We start from the raw sequence: 18,069 nt of genomic DNA, 5'->3' as shown, positions 1-18,069 counted from the left end.
TAATGCGCTGCCGCTTAAACCGGTTGCCTCACCTCACGACGCACCCATTTCATCTCACCCTGCAACTCCAGCGCCTGCTCATGAAAACTCTCCAGCGAGACAGTGTGCCCAACGCTGATCAGGATCGTTTCCGGAAGCATTTCCTTGAGCAACTGATAACACCGGGCTTCGTTGGCGGCGTCCATTGCCGAGGTGCTTTCGTCGAGGAACAGCACCGCAGGGCGGGCCAGGAGCGCGCGCACGAAGGCGCAGCGCTGTTGTTCGCCGATGCTCAGGGTTTGTGCCCAGTCGCGCTCTTGGGCGAGTTGCGGGCACAGGTGTTCGAGGCCGACTTGCTGCATGAGCTGCTGCAACAGGGCGTCCTCTGCGGCAGGCGCGGGGTTCGGGTACCAGAGCGTTTCGCGCAGGCTGCCCAGGGGCAGGTAGGTTTTTTGCGAGAGCGTCAGCGTACGCTCACGGTCATAGGCAACCGTGCCTGAGGCGTGGTGCCAAAGCCCGGTGACGGCGCGAATCAGCGTGGATTTGCCGTACCCCGACGGCGCCCTGATCAGCAGGCTGTCGCCGGGCTTGAGCGCGAGGTTAAAGCCGGTAAACAGGCGTCGGCCATCGGGCAGCCAGATGTCCAGGTTGCGAATCCGCAAACCGTCGCGCTGTTGCGTCAGCACTACGTCGGAGTCGACCTTGACGTTATCCAGGCGTTTCTGGAAGCCGTCCAGCCGATCGATCACCGATTTCCACTCGGCCAGCTCTGGAAACACGCCGACCAGGTAGGCCACGGCCGAATGCACTTCGCCAAACGCCGCGCTGATCTGCGTGAGGCGCCCGAGGGTAAAGGCCCCGGCGAAGAACTGCGGCGCCATGATAAACATCGGAATCACTGTGGCGCTGCGCAGGTAGAAGGTCGAGTAGCCCATGATCAGCTTCTGCTTTTTCACCAGCACCCAAAAGTTTTGCAGCGCGGCTTCGAGGCGTTGGTTGAACCGCTGATTTTCCACGGCTTCGCCACGGTACTGGGCAACCGAGTCGGCGTTTTCGCGCAGGCGCATCAACGAGAAACGAAAATCCGCCTCACGGCGTTGCTGCATGAAGTTCAGCCGGGGCAGGGCGCGGCCGAGCCAGAAGGCGAAGCCGGTGCCCAGCAGCGCATACACCAGCGCCACCCACACCAACAGCCCCGGGATGACCACGCTTTGATCGCCCAACGGAATGCTGATCAAGCCCGAGGCCTGCCACAGAATGTTCAGGAACGAGAACAGTGACACCACCGCCGTGAGCAACCCCAGGCTCAGCTTGAGCGACTTGATGATAAACAGGTCGATGTCTTCAGCGATGCGCTGGTCAGGGTTATCGACATCGGTCTCGGTCAGTTTCAGTTTCTGGTAGCGCTGATTGTCGAGCCACTGATCGAGCATGTTGCGCGTGGACCAGCGCCGCCACATTAACGTGAGTTTTTGCTGGAAGTGAAACGCGCCGACGGTAAAGGCCGCGAGGCCGACTTGCAGCAGAATGAATTGCAGCCCGCCCACCAAAAAGCCTGGGTAGTCCTTCTCTTGCAGTGCGTTATAAAAATGCAGGTTCCAGAAGTTGTTGAGGATATTCACGCCCACCAGGCACAGGTTCATCAGCACGGTGGCCAACAGCAACAACAAGGCCGGGTATTTCTGCTCGGAGGTCCAGAATGGCCGTGCCAGGCGCCAGAAATTACGAAGTGTATGCATGAGGGCTGAAGAGGTCCGGTCGTTGGCGACGTTGAGTTTGCAGGGGAGGGAGGATAGGATCTGCCAATGCTAATCGCTTGCATTCATAAGGGAAAGCCACAGGAGCCGCGTTATCGAATTTCCAGACTGGCTCAAGCAGGCGTGGCCGCCTATTCAGCGGGTCATCCAGCTTGAACCGAATGATCAGCCGTTCATTCCACTGAGCCGCGTCGCCGCCCCCGCGTTGTTGCACCCGGTGCTGGCCGAGTTCGCCCTGCGTTACCCCGGCATCAACCAGGCGGCCGTGGTGTCGCAGTGGTCGATGAACTACATGAGCATCGTGGTGCCGGCAACACTGGCCTGCGTGCTCACCGGGCAGCGCGCAATCGACTTTTGGGGCGATGACGCGGTGTTGCGCCTGGATGCCGGGCAACCGTTGGCGTTGTATTTTTCCAGCGCCTTGTCGCCCATCACCGCAGCGGAGCGCGCCGCGTATTGGTCGCGCTGGGTGCACGAACACCTGGCGCCGTTGTTCGCCAGCCTGGCAGTGGCGGGGGGCTTGGCGCCGAAGGTGCTGTGGGGCAATTTTGTGGCGATCTGGGACGGCGCGTTTGACCGGCTTGACCCCGACTTGACCCGTGAAGGCTTTGCCGAGGCGCACCAGTGGCTGGAAACGGTCAGCGTCAACGACGGGCGCTTGAAATTGCGCGGCCTGCAACGCCAGGTGCCGTCGCCGGCCCCCGAGATTTGCCCGCGCCTGCCGCTGCGTCGGCATTGCTGCCTGCACTATCAACTGCACCCGCTGGTTGAAGGCGAGCCGTTGGTGCTCTGCGAATCCTGCCCCAAACTGCACCGCCTGCCCGTCGCCGAGCAGGTCAGCTACCTGCATTCGCTTTACGACTGAAGTTCAACCTCGGCACCGGCGCTCAGGCGCGCCTCACTCAGCCGTCCGTGTTCAATGCGCAGCAGCCGGTCGGCCAGGCCGAAATACGCATCGTCGTGGGAGATCACGATCACCAGCTTGCCGCGCTCACGCAGGTCCGCAAGAATCCGCGTGTAGAAAAAGTGCTTGAACACCGGGTCCTGATCCGCCGCCCACTCGTCGAACAGGTAGCACGGGCGGTCATCCAGATAAGCACTGAGCAGCGCCAGGCGTTTGCGTTGCCCGGTCGACAGGGCCAGCGTGGTCAGGCGGCCTTTTTCGATTTGCACCTTGTGGTCCAGTTGCAAGTGCACCAGGTAATCCTGCGCCTGCTGCACCAACTGTGGGTTGTCACCGTCGAACAGATTTTCGAACAGGCAGAAGTCAGTAAAAATCGCCGAGAAATGCTGGCGGAAATGGTGGTTGTCGTTGCTTGAGGACACCTGTTCGTCGAGCATTACGTCCCCGCTTTCCGGGCGATAAAGCCCCGTCAACAACAGCGCCAGGGTGGTCTTGCCGCTGCCATTGCCGCCGGTGATGAACACCACTTCGCTGGTATTCAACGTGACATTGATCGGCCCCAGCGTGAAATGCCCGTCCTCGCGTTCGCGGTAGTAGGTGTGGGTGACGTCACGGCACACCAGGCTGCGCACCTGAGTCGGGGCGAAGGTTTCGAGGGTTTCGCTGGCGCCGTGCATCTCGCTTTCCAGGCTGCGCACCTTGTTCAGCGCAACGCTGGCGCGGCCGAGTGTCGGCAGGGCGTGCATCAGTTCCGACAGCGGCGTGATCATGTACAGGATCGTGAGGATGTAACCGGTGACCAGGCTGACGCTCAGGTCGATAAAGTGCGGCGCGACAAACAACACCACACCGATCAGCATATAAAACACCGCATTGCCCCAGTTGAGCACCACGGCATAAATGCTCATGCCGCGCACAAAGTCGCGGCGGTATTGCTGGCTGACCGGCAACAGCAAGCGGGTAAAAAAGTGCTGGCGACGCGGGTGGTTGAGCTGCAGTTCTTTACTGCCATCGGTGAGCAGGCGGTAATGCTCGAACAACTGGTCCTTCAGCTCGCGCGCACGCGAGATCGAGGTCAGCGCACGGCGTTGCGGCCAATTGAAACTCAAGCTGCCGAGTACGATCAACAACACCGTCAAGCCCAGCAACGGCAAGCTAAGCCAGCCGAGGTAGCCGAGGCAGGCAATGATGATTCCGCCATTCACCAACAGAATCGGCACCAGCTCCACCGCTTGGCTGATGGTTTGTGTGTCGTCGGTCAACATCGCCAGCAGCCGGTGTTTGCCCAGGCGCTGCAACTGCGCATAGGGCGTGTCGATCAGCTTGGCGCTCAGGTGCAGGCGCATATCGTTGACTGCCGCCTGGCCCAGGCGCAGCAGGCTGATGTCGGAAATAATCCGCGACACCGCTACCAACAGCACCAGGCCGCCAAAGTAGAGGCCGTCAATCGGTCGCAGTTGATCGAACACTGTGAGGCTGTGGTTGATCATCGCGATCAAGCCTGCCGCCGCGAGCCCGCAGGCCAGGCCCGTCAGCGTCGCCACCAACAGCGCGCGCCACGAACGCTTGGCCATGAGTATCAGCAAATCCATTAAACCGCTCCATCTGTTGCCAGCGCCGCAAGGGCGGCCGCCAATTGTGCATGCACCGCCGGGTGCTCAAGAATGTTCAAGTGCTGCGCCTGCACCACTTCACGCGCAACAGGCGCGCTGCTCAGTTGTTGCCACTGCGGGTCGGCAAAGTCCGTCTCGCGCAGCGTGGCGTCGGCCCACCACACATGCACCGGGCAACTCAGCCGTGGCGGTTGGAAGCTGCCGAGTAACTGCTGCGTATGCTGTTGGTAACCCAGCCGCGTGTGCAGGTGTTCCCAACTGTCGCCATCGAGTTGCAAGCCCTGCTGCTGTGCCCATTGCGCGAGCGCGGGCAGGCGCTGCGCGGCCGGCAGTGTAGCGAGGTGTGCGCTCAACGCGGCGGATACCGCTGCCGGCAACTGGCGCAGTAGCGCCTGACTCTCCACGCTCAGCGCCTGCGCAGCCGAGGCTATCAGCGCCGCGACGCTGTCTTGCGTGGCCTCGCGCTGGTATTGCGAGTCAAGAATGCCGAGAAACGCCACCTGTTCGCCGCAACGCTCCAATTGCGCCGCGGCGCTGATCGCCAGCAGCCCACCGAGCGAGAACCCGAGCAAATGATACGGCCCGTTGGGCTGTTGTTGGCGCAAGTGTTCGACGTACAGCGCAGCCAGGCTATCGATGTCGCCGTCGGCCAGGCCTGCGCTGTCATCGCCCAGATACGCCGCCTGCAACCCCCACAATTGCCAGTTCGGCAGATGCGGCAACAGCGTGCGGTAATCCTGTACATGGCCGGTGGACGGGTGGAAGCAGAACAGCTTCGCGTCGCTGTCCGCGGCCGACAATCGCACCAGCGGCGACAGCTTGAACTCGGACTGCACCAGCGCTGCAAACGCCGCGACACTCGGCGCATTGAACACCGCGTTCACCGTGACCGGCGCTGACAGCACGCTTTGCAAGCGGCTGGCCAGGCTGACTGCGGCCAGCGAGTGCCCGCCCAGCGCGAAAAAGTCATCCTCGATACCCACCCGTTCCAGCCCCAGCACCTGCGCCCAGACCTCGGCCAGCAGCGCCTCCAACGGCGTGCGCGGCAAGGCGCCGCCGACGCTGTCGAGGACCTTGTCGGCCCATTGCTGCAAAGTCTTGCGGTCGAGTTTGCCGTTGCCCATCAGCGGCAAGGCGTCGACGATGCGCAAGCTCGGCAGCATGTAATCCGGCAAACGGTCCTGCGCCTGGCCGTGCAATTGCGCCACGCTCACTGAATGCCCCGGCGCGAGGGTCAGGAAGGCAAACAATTGCTGGCCCAGCTCGCCTTTAGGCAAGCACTCCACCGCCGCCTGCGCCACGCCCGGCAGGCTGGCGAGCTGCGCCTGGATCTCGTCGAGCTCGATGCGAAACCCGCGCACCTTGACCTGGCGATCCGAGCGGCCGGTGATTTCCAGGCTGGCGTCGTGCCGATAACGCGCGCGGTCGCCGCTGTGATACAGGCGCTCGCCGTCGCGCTCGATAAAACGTTCGGCGTTGTGTTGCGCATCGAGGTAGCCACGCGCCAATTGTGGGCCAGCGATATACAGCTCCGCGTGTTGCCCCGGCGCCGCCAGTTGCTGTTGCTCATCCAGCAGGTACAGGCGCATGCCGTCGAGCCGATCGCTCAGCGGCAAGCGCCGGTAGTCACAGGCCGGGTCGAGCATGTGCATCGCTACGCCGACGGTGGTCTCGGTTGGCCCGTAGTGGTTGAACAGCGTCAGTTGCGGTGCGAACTGGCGGATCGAGTGCAGCAAGCGCTGCGAGCAGCTTTCGCCGCCCACAATCAGTTGCTTGCGTGGCAACACCGCGGCGCTTTGCGCGCTGATCAGCCAGGCGTTGAGCAGCGACGGCACGATTTTCAGGTGATCAATCGGGTAGCGCGCCTGCCAGGCAGCCCAAGCCTGGGCATCCATCGCGGTTTGTTTGTCGAGCAGGTGCAGTTCGCCGCCGCTGAGCAGTGCCGGGAACAGCAGGGTGTAACCCAGGTCTGCGGCCAGCGAGGTGACCACGGCGCTGCGCTCGAAGGCGTGCAGTTGCAGGCGTGCGCAGATGCTGTCGACGTAGCTGGCGAGTTGCGCGTGCTCGATGATCACACCCTTGGGCACGCCGGTACTGCCCGAGGTAAACAGCACGTAGGCCGCGTCATTCGGCTGAATCTCGTGGCTCACGTCGGTCATCGGCGTGTGTTGCCACGCGGCGCTATCGCGCAGGTCAAGGCTGCCCATCGACGCCAGCAGCGGCGCATTGCCGTCGGCGCCAGTGAGTACAAAGCGCGCTTGCGCCTGTTGCAGGATCGCCAGGCAACGCTGCGCCGGCTGGTGCACGTCCAGCGGCACAAACGCTGCGCCGCTCTTGAGCACCGCGAGCATTGCCAGCACCATCGGCGCCGAACGGTCCATGTACAGCGCCACGCGGTCTTCGCGGCCAATGCCTTGGGCGCGCAGGTAATGCGCGAGTTGGTTGCTGCGCGCGTGCAGTTCGGCGTAACTCAGGTGCTGGCCGGGGTCGCGCAACGCCAGGTGTTCGGCAAAGCGTGCGGCACCCGCATTGAAGCGCGCAGGCACGCTGACAAAGGCCGGTGCGACGCTGGCATGCCTTGCCGCCAACGCTTGCGCAAAGCACGGCGCGTGCAGCGACAGCTCGGCCAAGGGTTTGGCCGGGTGGGTGAGGGCGTCGAGCAGCAGCGATTGCAGTTGTTCCAGCAAGGTCTGCGCGGCCTGCACGCTATAACGGTTGGCCTGATGGCACAGCGTCAGGCGGTAGGCGCCCGTCGCGTCGGCTTCGGCGACCAGCAGCAGTTCGATGCCGGCGGGGATCGCGTCTACCTCCAGCACGTTGAACGGGCTGCCCGCAGCGACATCAGGTGCCGCGCTCCACTGAAAACCATAGGCTGAGGGGGTGGCGGGCGGCGAGTATTCCTGCCACTCGCCGACCTGCTCGCAGAGCGCTTGCAAGGTCGCCAGTGCCGCGCCGAACGGGCGCTCAGGTGCCGCTTGCCAAGGCAATGGCAGGGCCTTGGCGAACAAGCCCCAGCACTCGGCGAGTTCTTCATAGTCGTCACGGCAGTCATGCACCCAGTTCAGGCTCAGGGCCGGGTTGTCACTCGCGCTCAAGCGCTGTAACAGCACACCCCAAGCGGCCATCAGCAGCTGTTCGGCGGGCGCGCTGTGCCCTTGCAACGTGGCGCTTAACGCCGGGTTGAGCGCGCAGCGCGTGGTCAGCGGCGTATCGGCCTGATCGCTGCGTGCTTCGCGGTACAGCAACTCGCTGCCGGCGTGCGCGCCCAGCGCCAGGCCGGCCCAGAATTGGCGGCCTTGTGCGGCGTCTTCATCGGCCTGCAAGTCGTGAATCCAGGCGCTGTATTGGGTGTAGGTCATCGCCTCGGCGTCAGCCACCGGCGCCTGCGCCGAACCCAGCGCCCGCGCCAGCCGCAGCAGCGTGCCACGGTCGGCGGCGAGGGCGGGCAGTTGCAACGTGACCCGCTGCACCTCATCGCCCAGCGCCTGCACGTCAACACCGATGGCGCTGGTGGCGGCGACGATCTGCAGCGGCACCTGCATGCCCGGCTCAGGCCGGGTGTGCAGGCGCAGCGCATCGTGAACCGTGGCCAGCGACGCCAGCCGTTGCTGCAACTGTGCCAGCGCGGTGGCGCCGCGCACCTCCAGCACCAAGCGTGCCGGTGGCGCGTTCGCCAGCCATTGGCTGCGTTGCTGGGGCGACAGGGCGAATGCTGCCGGGTGGTTACTCATGCCTGTTCCTCGGTGCGGTTCAGTGGTTCGCGGTTCATCATCTGGCCCATGGCAACGCAGATTTTGCGTTCACCCTCAAACGGGTCGCGAGCATGCGCCACCAGCATATTGTCGAGCATCACCATGTCACCCTTTTGCCAGGCGAAGCGCACCGCACAGGCTTCGTACGCCGCGCCGATCACCTCCATCACCGCGTCTTCAATCACGCTGCCGTCGCCGTAATAGACGTTGCGCGGCAGGTTGCCGGCGCCAAACAGGTTGATCAGGTTGCGCCGCACTTCCGGCTCCAGGCAGGCGCTGTGATGCAGTTGCACCTGGTTGAAAAACGACGCCTCGCCGGTGTCCGGGTGCGCAACAATCGCCGGGCAGTATTGGGCGATCTTCAGGTTGTCTGCCCCCAGCCATTCCCACTGCATGCCAGATTGCCGGCATTGGCGCTCGACCTCTTCGCGCTGCTCGGTTTTGAAAAAGTCTTGCCAGCGCACATCCAGCTTGTCGGTGAAGTGCCGCACGTAGAGCAGGCCCAAGGCTTTGAAGCGTTCAACGATGTCGGCCGGCAACTGCGCAAGCACTTGGCGGCAGTCGACAATCGGCGTGCAGCCACCGCGTGGCGCGGGTATCTCGCAGTAAAACCACTGCTTGCGCGGCCACTGCGGCAAGTGCGAGCTTTCGTTGTGGAACAGAATCATGTGTTGTTCCGGGTACGGCGTGGAGTGGTAGATATTCTTCCCGGACTTATTCTTCGGCAGGTCGCCATACGTGCCGAACAGGTCCGGCTCGATGGCTTGGGCGAACTGTTCGAAGGCGCTTGCGTCCGGCAGGTTAAAACCGCGAAACAGCAGGCCGCCGTGGGTGCGCAATTGCGCATTGATCCACTCACGCGCTTGCACGGCCCAGTGCACCGGGTCCAAATCCGCCAGCAGCGGTTCGATCACCAGCGGCAGCGGTTGCGCGTCACTCAAGGTGCGCGTGCGCACCTGCTCATGCGCCAGCTGGCTGACGGCGGTGGCGCGGGTGTTTTTCAGCTTGCTCATCTTCGACTGCTTGCGCTCACTGCGCGCTTGCGCCTCGTCTATGGCCACTGGCGCAGGCTGGCTGTCGCCTTCCAGGCGCCATGCCCACGTCTGCAGCGTCAAGCGTTCAAGCAGTTGCTCGAAGCCTTGTTCCAGCCGCGCAATGGTCTGCGCCTGCAGCACGCTGGTGCGATACACCCAGCGCAGGTTCAGGCCGCTTTCGTCTTCCTCGACAAACACCGCAAGGTCGAACTTGCTGGTCTGCTGCTGCGGCTCCAGGTGTTCCACCTCAAGGCCCGACAGGCTGGCCGTGCCCTGCGGGGTGTTCTGCATCACGAACAACACCTGCACCAGCGGGTTAACCCCCGGCGTGCGTGGCGGTTGCAGCGCTTCAACCAGTTTGTCGAACGGCACTTGCTGGTGCTGGAACGCCGCCAGGCAGTCTTCGCGCAGGCGTTGCAGGCGGCTGTCGAAGCTGTCGCTGTCGCTCAGACGTGCGCGGATCGGCAGCACGTTGACGAAGAAGCCGATCAGTTGTTCCAGCGCCGGTTGCTCGCGGTTGGCAAGGTCGGTGCCGACGATAAAGTCGTGCGTGCCGGTGGCGCGTTGCAACAGGCTGTTGAAGGCGTTGAGCAAGACCATGAACAGCGTGGCGCGCTGGGTGTGCGCGTACCCCTTGAGCACCTGCGTTTGCGCCGGGCTGAAGTGCTGGGTCAGCACCGCGCCCTGGTAGTCCGGCTGCGTCGGGCGCGGCGTATCCAGCGGCAACGCGATCAGGGTTGGCGCGCCGTCGAGCTGACGCCGCCAGTAGTCAATCGCACGCGCCAATTGGCGCTGCTGCGGTTCACTGCGTTGCCATTGCGCGTAATCGGCGTACTGGATCGGCAGCGGCGTGAATACCGGCGCCGAACCGCTGGCGTAGGCCTGGTAGCCGGTGATCAACTCCTGAATCAGAATGCCCATCGACCAGGCGTCCGTGGCGATGTGGTGCAACACCAGTTGCAGCACGTGATCATCCGCGCCCACCTGCAGCAAATGCGCACGCAGCATCGGTGCATGTTGCAGGTCGAACGGCTGCGCCGCGTGCTGATCAATCAGGCTTTGCAGGGCGTGCGCTTGCACGCTGATCGGCGTCAGGTTGAGCATCGGCGCCGGGTTGATCACCTGGCACGGCTGGTCGCCTTTCAGGTGGAAGCTGGTGCGCAGCGATTCATGCCGTTCCAGCACGCGTTGCAGCGCTTGCTGCAAGGCGCCGATGTTGAGCGCGCCGCGCAGCCGCACCACGCTGGTCATGTTGTAGGCCGCATTCGGGCCTTCGAAGCGTTCGAGGAACCACAGCCGTTGCTGGCTGTACGACAACGCCAGGGTCTGGTTACGCGGCACCGGCACGATGGGGTGGTCGTCGGGCACCTGAGCCTGTTGCTCTACCGCCAGCGCCAATTGCTCCAGGGTGCCGCCTTCGAACAAGGTGCGCAGCGGCAGGCTGACGTTCAGGCGTCGACGAATTCGCGAGAGCATTTGTGTGGCCAGCAGCGAGTGCCCGCCGATGGCAAAGAAGTCATCGTGCACGCTGACCGTGGCCACGCCGAGAATGTCCTGCCACAGCTCGGCCAAGACGTGTTCTGTCGGCGTACGCGGCGCCACCGATTCGCCTTCGGCCTGCTCGGCGTGCGGCAGGTCGAGTGCAGCCAAGGCCCGACGGTCAACCTTGCCGTTGGCGTTCAACGGCAACTGCGCGAGGTTCAGCCAGCGCGCCGGCAGCATATAGCTCGCCAATTGCTGCGCGAGGTGCGCGCTGAGTACCTGCTGCGCGGGCTGCCCGCCCAGGTCTGCGGTGTTGTCGAGTACGTAGCAGGCCACCAGTTGCAACGCGCCGCGCGCATCTGGCAGCGCCAATACCGCCGCGCTGTCGACCGCCGGGTGCTGCATCAGGCGGTTTTCGATTTCGCCCAGTTCGATGCGATAGCCACGGATCTTCACTTGCTGGTCGCGGCGCCCGAGGTATTCGATCACTCCATCGGCGCGCAGGCGGCCAATATCACCGCTGCGATACAGGCGCGCGCCCGGCTCGAACGGGTGCGCGACAAACGCTTCACGCGTGCGCTGCGGGTCGTGCAGGTAACCACGGCCGACACCCACGCCGCCGATGCACAGTTCGCCCGGCACGCCGATGGGCACGCTGCGCAGCTCGGCATCCAGCACAAACACTTGATTATTCGCGGTCGGCCGACCAATCGGCATGTGCAGGCAGTCATCGCCCGGCGCCTCGGTGATCGGGTAAAAGGCCACGTCATCCGAGCACTCGGCGGGGCCGTAGGCGTTCATCAATGGCACCGAGGCGAAGCGCGCAAACCAGTCCTGCGCCAGCGCCGGTGGCAGCGCTTCGCCCGTCGGCAGCAGCCAGCGCAGCGTCGACAGGCTGTGCTGCGCACGCGCCTCCTGCAACATTCCGCGCATCAGCGCCGGTACGGTTTCGAGCAGGCTCAATTGCTGCGCCTGCACTGCGTCGAGCAAGGCCAGCGGGTCATGCGCCTGGCTGTCCGGCAGGATGTGCACACGGGCGCCTACCAGCGGCGCGGCGAGGAACTGCCACACGCAAATATCGAACGCCGGCGAGGCGGTTTGGGCGATGCGGTCGTGCTCGCCGAGGCCCAGCGCCGGAACTTTGCCGAAAATGTTGTTGAGCATGCCGCGCTGTTCGACCATCACCCCTTTGGGTTTGCCGGTGGAGCCGGAGGTGAAAATCACGTAGGCCAGCTGGTCGGGGTTGTGTGTGTAAGCCACGGCCGGCTTGGCCTCGCCTTGCCAGAGTGGCTGCGCGATCAGGCAGGTGGGCTGCTTGAGAATCTGCGGCAGCACCGCGTCAAGCGCAGCGGCGGCACTGTCGCACACCAGTAACAGCGGCGCTGCACTCAGGTTCAGCAATTCGGCCAAACGCGCGGGCGGCTGTTGGATGTCCAGCGCCTGGAACGCAGCGCCGGCCTTGAGCGTGCCGATCATCAGCGTCAGCAAGGCCAGGCCACGTTCGGCGAACAGCGCCACCAGGCTTTCCGGGCCGGCACCGGCGGCTTGCAAGGCGTGCGCCACAGCGTTGGCGCGACGGTCCAGCTCGGCGTAGGTCAGCGTCTCGTGCTGATGCACAGCGGCGATCTGCTGCGGCCGACGGCGTACCTGATCGGCGAACAGCGCCGCGTAGCCTTGGCTCAGCGGGAAATCGACCGCGCTGCGGTTCCAGTCCACTTGCAGTTGCTCACGCTCGGCGGGCGGCAGCATGTGCAGGCTGCCCAATGGCGCCTCCGGTGCATCGAGCATGCTCGACAGCAGCTGCACCAAGTGGCCGAGCATGCGCTGCACGGTGTCGCTGCTGAAGCGCTGGCTGTCATACGACAGGCGAATACCCAAACGGTCGCCGGGGTACAGCACCACGGTCATCGGGAAGTTGGTGTGCACGCGGTCTTCATAAATGTCGATGCTGAAGGCATCCAGCTGCACGCTGCTGATGTCCAGCGGCGCGTTTTCGAACACCACCAGGCTGTCGAACAGTGGTTGGCCGCGCGGTACAGCGCTGCTGCGCTGAATATCCACCAGCGAGGCACTTTCGTGTTCGCGCAGGCGCGCGTTGTGCGAGAGCAAGGCCTGCAACCAGGTGGCCACCGGCGCTTGCGGGTCCACATCAATGCGCAATGGCAGGCTGTTGATGAACAGGCCGACCATTTCTTCGACACCGGCAAGGTCAGTCGGGCGACCGGCCACGGTCACGCCGAACAGCACGTCGCGGTTGCCGCTGTAGCGCGACAACAACAATGCCCACGCACCCTGAATCCAGGTGTTGGGGGTCAATTGGTAATGCTGGCAGAGCTGCTGCAACCGTTGGGTCTGGCTGATGCTCAGGGTCTGGTCGAAGTCGCCGACCTGTTCCGGCGCTTGTTCCGGGCGGGCGAGGGCTGTGTCTACATGCAGCGGCGTCGGCTCGCTGAACCCGGCCAGGTCGGCCTGCCAGAAGGCGTGCGCGGCGGCCATGTCCTGGCGTTCGAGCCAGCTCATGTAGCCACGGAACGAACGCAAGCGCGGGCGCGCTACCGGCTCCTGACGCACGATGGCTTGATAGATCGCCAACAGGTCTTCCATCAGCAGGCCGAAGCACCAGGCATCGGTGAGAATATGGTGGAAGCTGCGCACCACGGCGAAGCGTCGCTCATCCAGCTGGAACACGCGCAAGTGCGTCAACGGCGCGCTGCTCATGTCAAAACCCTGCACGCGCTGCGCTTCCAGAGCCTGGTCCATGGCTGCGCGTTGCTGCGCGTCATTCAAGTGGCGAAGGTCCTGCCAGTCGAACGCCGGGTCGGTGCTGCGGTACACGCATTGCAGCGGCTCATGGTCGTCCTGCCACCAGAACGCGGTGCGCATCATCGGGTGCCGATCAAGGAACACTTGCCACGCCGCTTGCATCGCCGGGCGCTGCAACACGCCGTCCCAGCTGTAGCGTTGCTGCATCAGGTAGATGCCGCTGTTGGGCTGAAGCAAGGTGTGCAAGAGCATGCCCTGTTGCATCGACGACAGCGGGTATACGTCTTCGAGGTTCGCCCAGTCCAGCGGTTCGGCGGCGAGGGTGGCCGCCTGTTGGTGGCACAGCGGGAACGCTTGACTCGCCGGGCGCAGCTCAGGCTCGGCGAGCAGTGCCGCCAGCGCGCTGAGGCGTTCGGCGAGTGGCGCGGCCCACTCGGCGGCGAGTGCGCCTTCGCAGCGCAGGTGCAATTGGCCGTCCTGCCAATGCGCATCGATGCGTAACGCGTGCGCCGAGGGTGTTGGCGTGTTCGCTGCCGTCACCTGCTCAAGCAGGCCGCGCTGTTCGCGGTGGCTGTCGAGGTCGCCGCGCCAATGGATCGCAACCGCTGCCTGTGGCAACTCGCGCAAGGGTTCTTGCAGGTAGGTGTTATCCGACAAGTAGCGCAAGGCGCCATAGTCGGCGCCGTGTTGCGGGTAGGCGCGCAGTTGCGCCGCGACTGCCTGCACGCGTTGCAGCAGCGTCGCGCCTTCGGTGTGCACGAACACCGGCACGGCCAGGTCCAGCGCGCCGATGATCAGTTGCGGTTGCAGGTCGGCGAGGACGATGGGCGCGTTGACCGGCAAGCGCTCGGCAGTCGCCCGTGCGGCGTGCAGGTCTAACGCGAGCAGGCCGTCGCCGCAGTGGGCGCGGCATTCTTCAACCACGGCGCTCGCCAGCAGGCTGTTCCAGTCCAAGTGCAGCACTTCGACCAAGCGCTTGAGGTCGCCGCTGGGCTTGGCGCCCAGGCAGTGCTCTATCACTTGGCTGGCGTGCTGGCTGTGCGGCAGTTGCAGCGTGTCCACCGCGGCGTATTGCAGCCAGTGTTCCCAGGCGTCGTCGAGCGCATCGCTTTCGGCGTAGGTGTGCTGGTGGCGTGCCCATTGGGTGAAGTTACCGCCGGTGTAAGACAAGCGCACCGGCCGCTGGAAGCGCAACTGGCCCAGCGCCAGGTTGAGGTCGTTGAGCAGCAACGGCCACGACGCGTCATCCACACACAGCGGGTGCGCGGCCAGCAGCAGGTGGTGCTCGCCCAGCAGGCTGGCATGCAGGCTTTGCCCGGCGTGCAGGTCAAGGCGCTCGACAGCGGCTTGGGCCACGTTGTGCAACTCGGCCTCGGTGTACTCGCCCAGCGAAACCGCTGGCGCGGCGGGGGCGACCAGCACGCGCTGTTGCCAGTCGCTGTCGAGCGCCAGCCGCAGCGCTTGATGATGTTGCTGCAGCGCGCCGAGGGCTTCGGCGAGCAGTTGAGTGTCCAGCGGCTGTGCGAGTTTCACGCAACGCCAAGTGGCGGTCAGCGGGCCTTGTTCGAGGCGCGCGCGTTGGCCGGCGCTCAATGGCAACGCATAACCATCGGCAAGTTGCTCGGCCACCGCATGGCTGGCATCGGCGCCGAGTACGCGGGCGATGTCGGCGATGGTGCGGTTTTCGAACAGTTGCCGTGGGGTGAGCTTGAGCCCTTGCTGGTTGGCCCGCGCGATGATTTGCAGGTTGAGGATCGAATCACCGCCAATCGCGAAGAAGTTGTCGTTGACACCGACCTGTTCGCGCTTGAGTACGTCTTGCCAGATCGCCGCCAGCAGCGTTTCGACTTCATTGCGCGGGGCGACGTGGGTGGCGCTCTCATCGTTGGCGGGTTGCGGCAGCGGCAGGCCGTGTACGTCGACCTTGCCGTTGCGCGTCAGCGGCAGCTCATCCAGCGTGATGAAATGCGCCGGCACCATGTAATCCGGCACGCGGCTGCTCAGGTCGTTGCGCAGCTTGACCGCTGACAGCGACTGGCTGGCAACCAGGTAGGCGACCAAACGCACACTGCCCTCCAGCTCGACCGCGCGCACCACCACTTGCTCGATCAGCGGCGACAAGCGCCGGATCTGCGCCTCGACTTCGCCGAGCTCCAGGCGGTTGCCACGGATCTTTACTTGGCTGTCGACGCGGCCGAGGAACGCCAGTTGCCCGTCGACCAGCCAGCGCACGCGGTCACCGGTGCGGTACCAGCGTTGCTGCCGGGCATCGCTGTGAAAACGCTCGGCGGTCAGGTCGTCACGGTGCAAGTAGCCACGGGCGAGGGCACCGCTGATCAGCAATTCGCCGCTGACCCCGGTGGCCACCTCGCGACCTTGCGCGTCGACCACCCGCAGTTGGCGGTTGGGCAGTGGCTTGCCCAGCGCGATACTGCGCTGGCCCGCTGTGAGTTCGGTGGCGATTGCGCCGACCGTGGCTTCGCTCGGCCCGTAATGGTTGAACACCCGCAGGCCGGGGGCCAGGCCGTTGACTTGGGCCAGCAGCGCGGGGCTGAGGGCATCGCCACCAAACACCAGCAGCGCGGTGGGCAACAAGCGCGCATCCGGCAGCGCCTGTAACAGGCCGGCGAGGTGGCTTGGGGTGATTTTCAACACATCCACCGGGTGTTGGCTGAACAGCTCGGCGAGTGCCAGTGGGCTGAACCCGCTTTCGTCATCCACCAGCAACAGGCTGCCGCCGCTGCACAGCGCGCCGAACAATTGGGTGTGGCCCAAGTCGGCGGCAATGCTCGACAGCAGGCCGTAGCGCGCGGCGGCTGGCGGTGTGAGTACGCTGTGCACCGCCGTCAGGTAGTCGACGATGGCGCGATGCTCGACCACCACGCCTTTTGGCGTACCGGTGGAACCCGAGGTGTAAATCACGTAGGCCGCAGCATCCAGCGAGTGCGTGATAGCCGGCGCGGTGTCGGGCTGGGCGGCAATCACGGCGGCCTGTTCAGCCAGGCACAGCAGTGGCGTGTGCTCGGCCAGGCGGGCCAGCAACGGCGACGCGGTCGCGCCGATCAACAGCGCGGCGCGGCTGTCTTGCAGCACATCGGCCAAACGCCCGAGCGGTTGTTTCAGGTCCAGTGGCAGGTAGGCGGCGCCCGCCTTGAGGGTGGCGAGCAGGGCGATGACAAAATCGGCGCTGCGCTCCAGCGCCAGGGCGACCAGGCTGTCGTGGCCGATGCCTTGGGCGCGCAAATGCTGGCTGAGGCGGTTGGCGCGCTGGTCGAGTTCGCGGTAACTCAGCGCGCCGTGTGCGTCACGCAGCGCCGGTTGGTCGGGGGCGGCCGCAACCTGTTGCTCAAAGCGCTGGTGCAAGCACAGTGGCGCGACGGCGAGCGGTGCACCGCGCCCGAGGGTTTGTAACTGCGTGCGCTCGGCAGCGCTGAGCCAGTCGAGTTCGCCCACGCGGCACGCTGGCTGCGCGGCCATGGCCAACAGCACACTGCGCAATTGCGTCGACAGCAGCGCCATTTCTGCATCGCTGAAGCGCTTGCGGTCGTAACTGAACAGGTAATGCAATTGCTCGCCCGGCACCACGATCAGCGACAGCGGGAAATGGTTGCGGCCTTGGGTCAGCGTCAGGCCATCGACGGCCTGCTCGCGGTTCGGGTCGGCGAAGCTCAAACCGCCCGCGTCCTGGTTCAGCGCGTCGGTGACCGGGAAGTTTTCGAACACCAGGATCGAGTCGAACAGCGCCTGCTCGGCGGCGATCTTGCTCATCGCCTTGAGTTTGCCCAGCGGCAGGTAGGCGTGGTGGCGCAGGTCGCTGTTGGCCTGCTGCAACTGTTGCAGCCAGTCCACCAACGCCGGACCTTCGGACCATTGCACGCGCAGCGGCAGGGTGTTGATGAACAGGCCGACGGTGCTGTCGATAGCCGCCAGTTGTTCCGGGCGACCGGCCACGGTGACGCCATAGATCACGTCGTCGCGCCCGGCGTGTTGGCCCAGCAGCAACGCCCAGGCGCCCTGGATCAGGGTGTTCAGGGTCAGGTGATGACGGCGCGCAAACTGCGACAGTTGCTCGGTTTCGTCGACACTCAAGCGGTTTTCGCGCTCGGCGCAAGGCGCGTCGGTGGGCGGCGTCAGGCGCAGGCCGAAGTCGGGCAATGGCGTCGGCTCACTGACGTCGTGCAGTTGCTCACGCCAAAAGCTCTCGGTGGCGGCCATGTCCTGCTCCGCCAGCCAGGCGATGTAGTCGCGGTAAGCGCGGGTCGGCGGCAGGTTGGCCGGGCGGCCATGCGCGTGCTGGTAGTAGAGCGCCAGCCATTCCTGAATCGCGATGCCCACGCTCCAGCCGTCCATGATGATGTGGTGGAACGTCCAGATCAGGTGCCAGCGCGCAGGCTCAAGCCGCACCAGCGCGAGGCGCATCAGCGGCGCGTCATTCAGCTCCAGCGGCTGGGCGCGTTGCTCCAGCGCCAACTGCTGCAGCGCGTTTTGGGTGTCGGCGCGGTCTTGCCAATCGAGTTCGGTCAACGGCAGTTGCAGGTCGCCCTGAACCACTTGATAGGCGTCGTCGAGGTCTTCCCACAGGAATGCACTGCGCAGCACCGCGTGGCGTTGCATCAGGGCTTGCCAGGCGCTGCGAAACGCGTTCAGTTGCAGCGGGCCGTTCATTTCCAGGCTCAGTTGCTGGTAGTACACCCGCGACTCGGGCTCCACCACGCTGTGAAACAGCAAACCGTGTTGCGTCGGCGAAAGCGAGTAGATGTCTTCTATGTTGTTCATTGGTGTGCG

Annotated in this window: 5 protein-coding genes; 1 reads left to right on the top strand and 4 read right to left on the bottom strand. The window is 64.6% G+C overall.

Features of this window, described 5'->3' with window-relative positions:
- Positions 1-14: 14 nt before the first annotated feature.
- Positions 15-1,718 (bottom strand): ABC transporter ATP-binding protein/permease, encoded by a 1,704-nt coding sequence (locus tag AO240_RS06730; protein WP_099235661.1) that lies wholly within the window; start codon positions 1,716-1,718, stop codon positions 15-17.
- Between the two features lie 226 nt (positions 1,719-1,944).
- Between AO240_RS06730 and fhuF the strand changes: the two genes are divergently transcribed.
- Positions 1,945-2,601, top strand: coding sequence for a siderophore-iron reductase FhuF (gene fhuF / locus AO240_RS06725; RefSeq protein ID WP_099235686.1), 657 nt, complete (start codon positions 1,945-1,947; stop codon positions 2,599-2,601).
- Here the strand turns inward: fhuF and AO240_RS06720 are convergent.
- The 3 genes from AO240_RS06720 to AO240_RS06710 are packed head-to-tail and all read right to left on the bottom strand — an operon-like array spanning position 2,592 to position 18,060.
- On the bottom strand, positions 2,592-4,232 hold the full coding sequence (locus AO240_RS06720; protein ID WP_099235660.1) for a cyclic peptide export ABC transporter: 1,641 nt from the start codon (positions 4,230-4,232) through the stop codon (positions 2,592-2,594). The genes fhuF and AO240_RS06720 overlap by 10 nt on opposite strands.
- Positions 4,232-7,984: an amino acid adenylation domain-containing protein gene (locus tag AO240_RS06715; protein ID WP_099235659.1), complete on the bottom strand. Its 3,753-nt coding sequence runs from the start codon at positions 7,982-7,984 to the stop codon at positions 4,232-4,234. The genes AO240_RS06720 and AO240_RS06715 overlap by 1 nt, the downstream gene beginning before the upstream one ends.
- Positions 7,981-18,060, bottom strand: a complete 10,080-nt coding sequence (locus AO240_RS06710; protein WP_099235658.1) for a non-ribosomal peptide synthetase — start codon at positions 18,058-18,060, stop codon at positions 7,981-7,983. Before AO240_RS06710 ends, AO240_RS06715 begins: the two co-directional genes overlap by 4 nt.
- Positions 18,061-18,069 lie beyond the last annotated feature (9 nt).

The sequence above is a fragment of the Pseudomonas sp. ICMP 460 genome (genome assembly GCF_002723595.1).
GTDB lineage: Bacteria > Pseudomonadota > Gammaproteobacteria > Pseudomonadales > Pseudomonadaceae > Aquipseudomonas > Aquipseudomonas kitaguniensis.
Note: the sequence above shows the minus strand (reverse complement) of the source record. Positions and strands in the feature narration are given on the sequence as shown.